Source organism: Halothiobacillus sp., assembly GCF_028710545.1.
In the GTDB taxonomy this organism is placed as follows: domain Bacteria; phylum Pseudomonadota; class Gammaproteobacteria; order Halothiobacillales; family Halothiobacillaceae; genus Halothiobacillus.
Genome location: NZ_JAQTTX010000015.1, coordinates 1 through 12,018, shown reverse-complemented (window position 1 = coordinate 12,018; position 12,018 = coordinate 1). Strand labels below are relative to the sequence as shown.

General features: G+C 56.5%; 9 protein-coding genes. 4 read left to right on the top strand and 5 right to left on the bottom strand.

Going from position 1 to position 12,018, the window contains the following annotated elements:
• Nucleotides 1-21 precede the first annotated feature (21 nt).
• The 5 genes from aceE to PHD44_RS04440 all read right to left on the bottom strand — a co-directional run bounded on the left by aceE (nt 22) and on the right by PHD44_RS04440 (nt 6,363).
• Complete coding sequence (gene aceE / locus PHD44_RS04460) at nt 22-2,691, bottom strand: pyruvate dehydrogenase (acetyl-transferring), homodimeric type (RefSeq protein ID WP_300188459.1); 2,670 nt, start codon at nt 2,689-2,691, stop codon at nt 22-24.
• 262 nt (nt 2,692-2,953) lie between these two features.
• Nucleotides 2,954-4,426, bottom strand: a complete 1,473-nt coding sequence (locus tag PHD44_RS04455) for a helicase HerA-like domain-containing protein (protein WP_300188457.1) — start codon at nt 4,424-4,426, stop codon at nt 2,954-2,956.
• Nucleotides 4,427-4,475: 49 nt separating this feature from the next.
• Nucleotides 4,476-4,658, bottom strand: coding sequence for a PLDc N-terminal domain-containing protein (locus tag PHD44_RS04450; protein ID WP_367182004.1), 183 nt, complete (start codon nt 4,656-4,658; stop codon nt 4,476-4,478).
• 42 nt (nt 4,659-4,700) lie between these two features.
• On the bottom strand, nt 4,701-5,456 hold the full coding sequence (locus tag PHD44_RS04445) for an SDR family NAD(P)-dependent oxidoreductase (RefSeq protein WP_300188454.1): 756 nt from the start codon (nt 5,454-5,456) through the stop codon (nt 4,701-4,703).
• Between the two features lie 34 nt (nt 5,457-5,490).
• Nucleotides 5,491-6,363, bottom strand: coding sequence for a squalene/phytoene synthase family protein (locus PHD44_RS04440; protein ID WP_300188452.1), 873 nt, complete (start codon nt 6,361-6,363; stop codon nt 5,491-5,493).
• A 228-nt stretch (nt 6,364-6,591) separates the two neighbouring features.
• Here PHD44_RS04440 and PHD44_RS04435 point away from each other — a divergent pair, with 228 nt between their 5' ends.
• From PHD44_RS04435 to PHD44_RS04420, 4 genes are all read left to right on the top strand, one after another.
• Nucleotides 6,592-7,773 (top strand): methyl-accepting chemotaxis protein, encoded by a 1,182-nt coding sequence (locus PHD44_RS04435; protein ID WP_300188449.1) that lies wholly within the window; start codon nt 6,592-6,594, stop codon nt 7,771-7,773.
• Between the two features lie 614 nt (nt 7,774-8,387).
• Complete coding sequence (locus PHD44_RS04430; protein ID WP_300188447.1) at nt 8,388-10,286, top strand: TonB-dependent receptor; 1,899 nt, start codon at nt 8,388-8,390, stop codon at nt 10,284-10,286.
• Nucleotides 10,283-11,329, top strand: a complete 1,047-nt coding sequence (locus PHD44_RS04425; protein WP_300188445.1) for an ABC transporter substrate-binding protein — start codon at nt 10,283-10,285, stop codon at nt 11,327-11,329. The genes PHD44_RS04430 and PHD44_RS04425 overlap by 4 nt, the downstream gene beginning before the upstream one ends.
• Nucleotides 11,326-12,018 (top strand): LLM class flavin-dependent oxidoreductase (locus PHD44_RS04420; RefSeq protein WP_300188443.1); only part of this gene is annotated, 693 nt, incomplete at its 3' end. The genes PHD44_RS04425 and PHD44_RS04420, both read left to right, overlap by 4 nt.

Genomic DNA, 12,018 nt, shown 5'->3' with positions numbered 1-12,018 from the left:
GGGGCGATCGACGATCCCGTTTTAACGTGAAGAAGGCATGCCCAGGGTCGGGTTGATGTCGTACTTCTTGATGGCTTGCGTGACAACCGACGCGGCGATGGTGCCTTCGTCCGCCAGTGCCTTGAGCGCCGTGATCACGATGTTGGCTGCATCCACTTCGAAAAATTTACGCAATGCTTCACGCGTATCGGAACGGCCGAAGCCGTCCGTGCCCAGCGTGACGTAACGGCGCGGCATGAATGAGCGCACTTGCTCGGTATACAGATGGATGTAGTCGGTCGCCGCGATGATGGGGCCTTGGGTCGGCTCCAGTGCAGCCGTCACATAGGGTACTTTTTGCGGTGCTTCCGGGTTCAGGCGGTTTTCACGCACGCAGGCTTGGCCATCCCGTGCCAGCTCGCTGAAGCTCGTGGCCGACCAGACATCGGCAGCCACGTTCCAGTCCGCTTCCAGCATGGCAGCGGCTTTTTCCACTTCACGCAGAATGGTGCCGGAGCCGAGCAACTGAACACGCGCCTTGTGTTTCGCCTTGGATTTGCTGAATGGATACAAGCCGCGCAGGATGCCTTGCTCGATTTGATCCCGGTTCTCTTCCGGCATGGCCGGGTGCGGGTAGTTTTCGTTCATCGCGGTGATGTAATAGAACACGTCCTTCTTGTCGGTGAACATTTCCTTGAGGCCCGCGCGAATGATGACGGCCATCTCATAGCCGTAGGTCGGGTCATAGGCCTTACAGTTGGGCACCGCGCTGAAGAAGACGAGGTTATGGCCGTCCTGATGCTGGAGGCCTTCGCCTTCCAGCGTGGTGCGACCAGCGGTACCGCCAACGATAAAGCCGCGCGCGCGCATGTCGCCACCCAGCCAGACCAGATCACCCACGCGCTGATAGCCGAACATCGAGTAGTAGATATAGAACGGAATCATGGCCTCGCCGTAGTTGGCGTAGGCGGTCGCCGCGGCCAACCAAGAGGACATGGAGCCGGCTTCGTTGATACCTTCCTGCAATACCTGACCATTGGTGGCCTGCTTGTACCAGGACACCTGATCGGAGTCGACGGGTTCGTACAGTTGCCCCGCCGGATCGTAAATGCCGACCTGACGGAACAGGCCTTCCAGACCGAAGGTGCGGGCTTCATCGGGGATGATCGGGACGACGCGTTTGCCGAGTTCTTTATCACGCAAGATGATGGCGAGAATCCGGCCGAACAGCATGGTGCTCGACATTTCGCGATCGGCCGTGCCTTTGAGAATCATGTCGAAAGCAGACAGTTCCGGTGTCGGCAGGGCAGCTGCGCGATCCACTCGGCTGGGCAGGTAGCCGCCCAGCGCGCTGCGACGTTCGTGCAGATATTTGATCAGTTCGTGGCTATCTTCCGGTTTGTAGAAGGGAACGTCGTTTTCCAGTTGCGCATCGGAAATGGGCAGGCCGAAGCGGTCGCGGAAGTATTTGAGGCCGTCGACATCCAGCTTCTTCTGGTTGTGCGCCGTCATCGCGCCTTCGCCGAATGGCCCCATGCCATAACCTTTGATGGTTTTGGCGATGATGACGGTCGGCTGGCCTTTGTGTTCGGTGGCCGCCTTGTAGGCCGCATACATCTTGCGTGGGCTGTGACCGCCGCGGGTCAGGCCGAATATTTCCTCGTCGGTCATGTTCTTGACGAGTTCAGCGGTTTCCGGGTACTTGCCGAAGAAATGCTTGCGGACAAAAGCGCCATCCTTGGCCTTGTAGGCCTGATATTCGCCGTCGACCGTTTCCATCATCAACTGCATGAGCTTGCCGGAGGTGTCTTTTTGCAGAAGGACGTCCCAGCCCGGCCCCCAAAGTACCTTGATGACGTTCCAGCCCGCACCCCGGAAGCTGCCTTCCAGTTCCTGAACCACTTTGCCGTTCCCGCGCACCGGGCCGTCGAGGCGTTGCAGGTTGGCGTTGATGACGAACACCAGGTTGTCGAGTTTTTCGCGCACGGCCAAGCCGATGGCGCCGGTGGATTCCGGTTCGTCCATCTCGCCGTCACCGAGGAATGCCCAGACCTTGCGGGTGTTCATCTTCGCCATGCCGCGGGCGTCCATGTATTTCATGAAGCGCGCCTGATAGATGGCCTGTAATGGGCCAAGACCCATCGATACGGTCGGGAACTGCCAGAAGGTCGGCATCAGCCAGGGGTGCGGATAGGAGGAAACGCCATCGAGATGCGCTTCCTGACGGAAATTGGCGAGTTGTTCTTCGCTGATGCGGCCTTCGAGAAAGGCGCGTGCGTACATGCCCGGCGAGGCGTGACCCTGGAAGAACACCATGTCGGCCCCATCGGGGTGATCGTGACCCTTGAAGAAGTGGTTGAAACCCACTTCGTACATGGTGGCGCTGGACTGGAAGGTGGCGATATGGCCACCTACGGAGGTGTGTTTGTTCGCCCGAGCGACCATGGCCATGGCATTCCAACGAATCAACGCGCGCAGGCGCTGTTCCAGTTGGCGATCACCGGGGTAGGTCGGCTCTTTTTCTGCGGGAATGGTGTTGATGTACGGCGTGGTCGCCGAATAGGGTGTGTCGATGCCGTGTTTGCGAGCCGCCTCGATCAGGTTGCCGATCAGGTGCCGCGCCTTGTCTGTGCCTTCGACGGCCACGACCGCCTCTAAGGCTTCGAGCCATTCGCGGGTTTCTTGCGGGTCTTGATCTTGGTATGCAGTCACTCGGATACTCCTTTGGAATCGGCCTGTCACCTGCAGGTGACAGGCACAGCACTCATATCATCATGTGGGGCGATGTCGACGGCGCAACAGGCGCTCGCTGCAGACATTCGGTACTGGGCGGGGCATATAACCTCGCCTTGGGGTAAACAGGCAGCCTCAAACTCGAACGGTCGATTCTGTCGGCGCATCGGGTCGCATTATGCGGAAATTTTTGCCGATTGTCCCTCGCCGCTGTGTATTTCCCGTTACCGGTTTGCCATTTTTAGCGTTTCAAGCTGCCGAGGAGCGAGCGGATCAGTTGGCGTCCGATCTGGCTGCCGATGGCACGAACCGTACTGCTGATGAACGCCTCCATCGGCGTTTGTCGGCGGCTGGTTCGAGCGGTGGATTGCGCATTTTTTTCGTCTTGGGCGTTTTGTGCGCTGAGTTGGATCTGTTGGTGCTTTTCTTCAGTGCGTTTTTTGAGCATCTCGAACGCGGAATCGCGATCCACCGGCGTGTCGAACCGCCCCCGGTAACGTGAGCGTTGCATGATGGCCGCGCGTTCTTCATCGGTGAGCGGGCCGATACGGCTCATGGGCGGGCGCATGAGCACCTGCTCAACCGGTGTCGGCATGCCTTTGGCATCCAGACAGGAAACCAGTGCTTCGCCCACGCCAAGCTGGGTGATGACCGTTTCCACGTCGACCGCCTCGTTGCTGCGGAAGGTCTGCGCGGCGGCACGCACGGCTTTTTGGTCGCGCGGCGTAAACGCGCGCAACGCATGTTGTACCCGGTTACCGAGTTGGCCCAATACGGTTTCGGGCAGATCGAGCGGATTTTGCGTGACGAAATAAACGCCCACGCCTTTGGAACGAACCAGACGAACCACCTGCTCGATTTTGTCGATCAGCGGTTTGGGGGCATCGTCGAACAACAGGTGCGCTTCGTCGAAGAACAGTACGAATTTGGGTGCATCGAGATCGCCGACCTCGGGCATCTGCTCGAATAATTCCGAGAGTAGCCAGAGCAACAAGGCGGCATAGACCTTGGGGCTTTCCCGATAAAGCCGATCCGCCGCCAGCACGTGGATCATGCCCGCGCCCGTGTCGGATTCAATGAGCAGATCATCGAGGGCGATGGCCGGCTCGCCGAAGAGATGTTCCGCCCCTTCGCGCTTGAAGCCGGTGACGGCGCGCATGATGGCGCCCAAGCTGGCGCTGGAGATGCGACCGTATTGCGATTGGTATTCATCGCCCGCTTCATCGAGGTGGCGCAGCAAGGCCTCGAAATCCTTGAAATCGAGCAGCAGCAGGCCTTGATCGTCGGCAATCTGGAATGCCATGTTGAGCACGTCTTCCTGAAGCTCATTCAAACCCAGCAGCCGGGCCAGAACAACAGGCCCGATTTCGGAAATCGTCAGTCGGAAGGGGTGACCTTTTTCACCGTGCACATCCCAGAAGATGACCGGATTGGCCTGGAAGTGCATGGGCTCGAGGCCCATCTTTTCGGCACGGGCGCTGATTTTGGGGTGGGGCTTGCCGCTGGCCGCGATGCCGGACAAATCGCCTTTGATGTCCGCCACGAACACGGGGGTGCCGAGCCGGGCAAACTGCTCCGCCAATACTTGCAGGGTCACGGTCTTGCCAGTGCCCGTGGCCCCTGCGATCAAACCGTGCCGGTTGATCATGCGGGTTTGAATGGTGGCCGGCTGTGTTCCGGCTCCAAGCAGAATCGAGGGGGCGTGTTCGCTCATCTGTCTGGTCCTTTCAGTGCAAGGGCGCTTCGATTCAATCGGATCGGCTTTATCCTTTGGGGCCTAGCAGTGCCCAGAGGATGAGGCCCAAAACGGGCAGGAAGAGGATCAGTAACACCCAAAGCGTTTTAACGCCCGCACCTGCATTACTCTGGATCACGCGGATTATGGCCCAGATGTCGAGCGCGAGAATAATAAAGCCAAACAGACCGCCGACTTGCATTGAAAACATGGGATTTCCCTTCATCTTTTATTAAAAAGCATTGGCAATATATCAAATCCGATCCGGTTGCAGACGAATCAATTGTCCGTGGGCCTGTTCGTCGGCCAGCAAAGCGAGCGCGGTGGGCAGCATGGCCGAAACATCGGCGCGTTCCGATTGCGCTTCGCCGGGGAATCGGTACTGCCGCAGGCCGCTATGGGTCGGGCCGGGGTCCAGCCCATTGATGCGCACGCTGGTCGTTTCATTCGCCCATTGATCGATCATGCGGGCGAGTGCGGCGTGGGCAAGTGTGTAGGCGTTGCCGAAGGCGGGGGTGCCTCGATCCGTGAAAAACAAAACCTGAGCGCGATTGGCCTGTGCCTGTTTCCCGGGTTGCTCCAGCAGGTGCCAGAGACTGCGGGTGAGTGCGAACGGGGCAATCAGATTCAGGTGCAGGCTTTCCTGGAATTTCATCAGATCACTGTAGGCCAACGGGCTCAGTTGCCCGCCTTGGCCCATGGCGTGAATCAGGATGTCGATCCGGCCAAAGTTGTTTTCAATTGCATCGGTCAGTGTCTGGTAATCCTCAACGGCGGCACCTGAAAAATCCACGGTTTGAATGACAGGCGCGCGGTGTTCGGCCTCGGCACCCAACTCGGCGGTGAGTTCATCGGCCAAGTGGTTGAGTCGGTCGCTTTTGCGCCCGAACAGGATCAACTGCGCGCCTTGTCGTTGCAGCGCGAATGACATGGCTTCGCCGATCGTGCCGGTGGCGCCGTTGATGACGACGATTCGACCGGCAAATGCTTCTGTTTTTTCGCTGTGCATATTGTTATCTCAATTCCATGTTTTTTCAGGCGGTTCAACGCAATGGCCGCGGCGACCGCTTGGTGGCCCACCAGGCGGTGAGCAGTTGTGCAAAAGGGGAACGTTCGGGACGCTCGTCCAGCAGGCGCAATCCACTGCGGTGAAGGTGGACAAGGCGGGCTTGGTCGAGTGCGATCAGCGCGCGGAAAAAAGCGGGTGGCCGACGACAGGTTTGTTTGAGTTCAAGCAGATGCCGGTTGTGCTCTGCACGGATGTGTTCATATTCCGCTTGCAGCAAGGGTGCCAGGCGAGTGGATCGATCTGGGCGGTGAAAATCCGCCTCATTGACGCCGTGCTTTTGAAGTTGCTCCGCAGAGAGGTAAATGAAGCCACGAGCGACATTGCGCCCCAGCCACTGCAGGTTGTCGATGCGATGACCCAGGGCGCCGAGTGCGCCGAGCTTGATCGTCGTTTCCTCAGGCAGATCGAGCGCCTGGGCGTACAGCCGGAACAGGGCGCCGCCTTTGGCATCGAGATAGGCTGTCAGATCCGCTTCGGTATCGAATCCCTGATAATCCAGCGCCAAAAGCGCGCTACCCAGTCGAGATTCCAGATGCGGAACCATTTTTTCAAGGGTGGCGGGGGGCGTCGATTCAAGCAGTGAAATCAGAACCGGGTGGTTGCTGCTGGCTTCGGTGGTCGCCTGATGCAAGGCGGCACGCCACCAATCGAGCTTGGATCGGGCAACCTGCGGTTCGGCCACGGTCTGAACGATCTCTTCCAAACTTTTGTCGAGCGCCTTGATCGCCGTAATCGCGTACAGATCCCGGCCACGCAGCGGCAGGCTGGCATAACGAAAGCCGCTGCCAATCGGGCGGGCAATCCGTTCGCACTCGGCATCGTGACTCGTGGGGTTGTGTAGATTCATGGCGGGCATCATAGCAACGAGGCTGTTCGGGGGCATCCAGAAATGTCCAAGCGCGGGATCAGGCTTGGATGATGCAGGATATAGCCGATCAATTGGCTAAAGTATTTCGCCTGTGTGACGATAACGCTCTGACACCATCACACACAATTGGATTGGGGCATCGGCATCCGGATGTGGGCGTCAAGCTGATGTATCCATTTGCTTCGTCAGGTTTTTATCGGAGTATCCATGAAAAAAAAGAGTATCTTGCGGCGCCTTAAATGGTCCTTTATCGCCATGGGGTTTGGTATGGGCGCCGTATTCCCGGTTTTTGCGAGTTTCTTCGTCAACTTCCGGGAAGGGATGCTGAGCTGGTTCGTGTTGGGTTGTGTGGCAGCGGGCATTACCGTCGGCTTTGTGAATTACTGGGTGGCAGAACTCGTATTGCTGCGGCAGTTATCGAAAATGGCCATTCTGGCCAGCTCTGTACGGCAAGGCGACCTGACGAGTAAATGCGACTTGGAGAGCCACGATGCCATCGGCGAAATAGCTGATAGTTTCAACGGCATGATCGACACGCTGCATCGCCAGATCGGCGACATCAACCACGGCAGTGCATCGATGCAGGAAGCGGCCAATACGCTCGATCACCGCATCAGTCAGGTGATGACCGAGCAGAATCGTGTGCAGTCACAACGTGATCGGGTGCTGGTTGAGGTTTCCAGGCTCGCCGAGAGCGGGAGCGAACTGCGCAGTGCGTTGCAACGAGTGGGCCAGCAGGCGGTGGCGATGCAGTCCCGTTCCGAGCAGAGTCAGGGGCAGATCAGCCGCAGTGTCGATTCGATTCATTCCGCACTTGCCCGCGTTGATACGGCCACCCGGCACATCCATTCTCTGGTGTCGGCCAAGGAAGAAATCGAATCCATGACACGCACCATCAGCTCGGTAGCCGACCAAACCAACCTGTTGGCACTGAATGCGGCGATTGAAGCCGCCCGCGCGGGTGAGCATGGGCGGGGATTTGCTGTGGTAGCTGAAGAAGTTCGTGCGTTGGCGCTGCGCAGTCAGGATGCCACCGTGCAGATTTCGGCAGTCATGGAACGCTTGACCCGCGAGGTGGGTCAAACGGATCAGACCATGAGTGAAGTCGTGAATTATTCCCGGCAGGCCGAAGCGGCGATGAGCGCGGCGCAAGGTGAGTTGGCGCAAGTCCTGGTTGCCATCGACGATTCCGTGTCGGCCACGTTGAGCGTGGAAAGCAACAGTCAGGAACATCAGGAAACCATCGAGCAGCTCAATGCCGATCTGCACGCCTTGATCGACGTGATCACTGCCAACGCCGAACATATGTCGGCGGCGCAGGTTGCGGTATCCAGCGTGCAGCAGGATGCGCAAAAGCTGGGTTCACTGGTCAGCGGTTTCAGGATTTAACACACCGTTTCGGTATAAATCTTCCGTTTGTGGTCATCGTCATTCGATTCAACAAACTGTCAAGGCACCTCGAAAAAACCCATCCATGAGGTTATTCGAGGTGTTTTTTATTTATGGACAAAGGTCAGCACATTGCTTCATTGAACGCGCCGTCTCTAATGGGTTTCTTGATTAGTTAAGTTACTGAATATCTATAAAAAATCGTGTCCTGAGGCCAGTGATTCACTGAATATGCCTCCAAGAGCGAAACAGTACACTGGATGTTTGCTTCGATTCCAAAGTAAATGCTGATTTATTCCATCCTTGGAATAAATCAGCGCTTCCCTAAAGTCCGACAAGCTCCTGGTGCAACGACGAGGTCATGGCAAACAGCAAGCTAGCCTCCGCTTTATATTTCGATATATACTTTAAAACATATCGAATAAAGGCCAATTTCTTACCATCACTGACCAGGATGTTCCGTAGCTATGATTCGCTTGCCAAATTGTCGTGCAACTTGTTTTCGTTTTTTGCCCCGTTTGTTGAATAAACGGTTGATTGCCACGGCGGTTTTCGCCACGCTCGCACCCTCTTCAGTATGGGCTGATGATGTTTTTGACCTGGGTCAGGTGGATGTGAATGCCAATCACATGCTGCCCGCCGGAGATCCCAGCGCCACGGTGATTGATGCCTCGACGATGCGGGATCGCAATCAGTTGAATCTGGCTGAAGCGCTCAAGGATGTTCCCGGCGTTGTTATGTCCAGTGGCGGGCAGCGCAATGAAGATCAGGTTTATATTCGCGGGTTCGATTCCACGCAAACCACACTGAACATCGATGGGGTGCCTGTGTATGTGCCCTATGACGGCAACATCGATCTTTCCCGCTTTTTGACAGGGGATTTATCGCAGGTGGTCGTTTCAAAGGGGCTCAGTTCCTTGATGTACGGGCCGAACAATATGGGCGGCAGTATCAATTTGGTCACCAAGCGCCCCACGCAGCCTTTGTCCGGCCGTGTCGATGCCGGTGGCAGCATGGGTAAGGATGGTGTTTTTTCACGGCACGAGGGTGTTCAGCTATCGAGTCGTCCGAATAATCTTTTTTACGTTCAAGGTGGCATCGAGCATGCCAGTTCAGGCAATTTCCCACTTTCGAGCGCCTATCAGGCCAATGCGATTCAGCCAGACGGCTCCCGTTTGAATGCCTATTCACGAATTACGAACAGTAATTTACGACTGGGGTTCACACCCAATGCGAACGATGAGTACACGCTTTCTTATTACGGTACTACGGGGGATAAAGGATCGCCGCCATACACCGGTACGGTCGGTCCCACGCGGTACTGGCAATGGCCCGAATGGAAGAAAAACGGTTATTACTACTTAGGCAAAACAGCCGTGGCGGGCGGTGTGCTCAAAACCCGTTTGTATTACGACACCTTCAAAAACGCTCTGCGGTCGTTTGATAACAATAGCTACACGACGCAAACCAAAAAGTATGCCTTCAACTCTCAATACGACGACCACAGCACGGGCGGTGGCCTGGAGTGGGATCGACAGTTTGGTACTCACGAAATCAAACTGATGGGGCAGGCAAAATACGATGTTCACCGGGAACGTGATCTGGCAACGGACGCACAAAAATACGATTCGGCCTGGCTTGAGTTCAAAAGCCATATTTACAGCACGGGGATCGAGGACCGCATCGCATTGGGTGATAAAACGCATTTAACGCTGGCTTATCGCTACGATCGCCAAAAAATCACCCAGGCGCAGGAGTACGCGAACAAAGCGCAAACCCAGGTCAGGGATATGGCAGTCGCCAATGCACGCGGAGCCAATAACCTTCAGGCGGTATTGACACATGACGCCTTTGGTCAGGAATTCCATGTCGGCGTGGCGCACAAAACCCATTTCCCGACCATCAAGGATATTTTCTCCTATCGTTTGGGAAGCTCCATACCCAATCCAAACCTTGGCCCGGAAACGGTGACGACCTACGAGGCCGGTGTTAAAGGAACGGTGTTCGGTTCCACAGGGTATTCCGCGACGATTTTCACGAGCCGTCTTTCCGATGCGATTGAAATGGTCGCACTGACGCCGGACGTGGGTCAGAACCAGAATGTGGGCAATGCCAAAAACAGCGGGGCGGAACTGACCTTATCCACGCCGTTGGGTAATCAGTTCGCGCTCTCTGGTAATTACAGTTATCTTGCGCGCACACTCGGCGCGGCAGGGTTGGTTGCAACGGGCACCCCACGCCATAGCGGATTTGTTGATTTGTCCTGGTTCCCGCTTGCTAAGTGGACGTTTGACGCTGAAGTGCATGCCTATTCCTCGCGTCAAACCGCGACCAATGGACTGCAACCGACAGCAGGCTATGCCACGGTGGCCTTGCGTGCACGGTATGACATTAACCCGAACTGGACGGTTCGCGCCGGTGTGAGCAATCTGACCGATCGCAATTACCAGATCACCGAGGGCTTTCCGGAACCAGGACGCACCTTCTACGGCGACATCGAGGCCCGGTTTTGAGTAAGCGCCACGCAACATCAGCCAGCCTGCACACACGGCGGGTATTTTTGCGCGGGTTGGTTGCCGCGCCTTTCTTGGCTTTGCCTCGTCTTGGATTCGGGGCAACACCGCAAAGGGTATATGGCGCCAATCCGGTCGTCAGTTACCTCCTGGCCGCTTTGGCGCCGGAATCCTTCATTGGCTGGAATTTTCCGCCACCAACGCAAAGCCGGGGTTATTTTGCCGATGCCATCTTGAATAAACCCGTTATTGGCGGTTTTTTCGGGCAGGGTAAAACGCCGAATGTGGAAGTGCTGCTGGCGAATCATCCTGATCTGGCGATTGTTTCCGGTGCCGTTTCCGTCGGGACGAATGTCAGCGAAAGCCAGCTGAAAAAGCTGGGCATTCCTGTTAAGAATCTGGTTTTGAACACGGTTTATGATTACCCGGATGCTATCCGACAGCTCGGCGTTTGGCTCGGTATTTCAGATCGGGTGCAACCGGTCGCCGATATGTGCCAAAACCTGCTTGCCCAGCTTAAAACCTTGCCCATGCCCAAGCCCGCGCCGGTCATCTATTACGCTGAACAAAACGATGGCCTGGCGAGCGAGTGCCCGGGGTCCCTGCACGCCGAGGTGCTGGATTTGCTGCATGTCACCAATCCGATGGTTTGCCCCGGACAGAAAAATGATGGCTTCGGCATGGTGCGTATTTCGATAGAAACACTGTTCAGAATGAATCCGCCTTGGGTGCTCACGCAGGACGTTGCCGCCTACCGTGCGTTTCACGCCGATCCGAGATATGCCGATCTGATGGCAGTCAAGGCAAATCAGGTGTTGCTTGCTCCCCAGGTGCCGTTTCGCTGGATTGATCGGCCGCCGTCGTTCATGCGGATACTGGCCGCTTTCTGGCTTTACGATCAACTCTACCCCGCGCATCATCGCTTTGATCTGCGCGAGCTGACAAAAACGTTTATGCACGCTTTTTTTGCTGTGGACATGACGCCTGATCAGTTGTCGTACATGTTAAATCCAGGACAACAAGCAGGAATATCCGCCGGATGAAGATCGGATTAATTTTACATGTGGATGCCGACGATATTCCTGATGTGACCCGCCGCTATCAAGAGCAATTGAGCCTCGTCGAGTATGCCGAACTGGTCGGTATCGATTGCGTCTGGCTGACCGAGCATCATGGTCAGCCAGACAGCCCCACGCCGCGCCCCGAGCTCTTTATCGCCCATGCGCTTGCCAGAACGCAGCGAGTTGCCTTTGGCACCGCAGCACTCCTGTTGGGGCAGCGCGATGCCCTGGATATTGCCGAAATCATTGCGATGTTATGGGTGCTCGCGCCGCAGCGCATCAAAATCGGTCTGGCAAAAGGCGGGCCGTTTCTGGCGCATCAAAATATCTGGCAGGCAAATGAAATTCGCGCTGAACGGCTGATCTCTTCGTTACCTGCGTTGCATGACTGGCTTGAAGGGAAGGGGGTAGTGTTGCACGACAAGCGCCAGCCGGTCTATCTGACGCCATATCCCCAAGGGCTTGCAACCGTGCCGCTGTATCTCGCCACGCGCGACCCGCTGGCGATTGCACAGGCCGCCCGCTGGCACATGGGTTTGATGGCGGCTCAGTTTTGGCAACAGGCTCGCGTAGCCGAGTCGGTGCAAACCTATCAGCGCATGGCCGGACACGCACCAAATCTGATGCTGGTTCGTGGCATTTATGTGCACGAACAGATCGACATTGCCCGT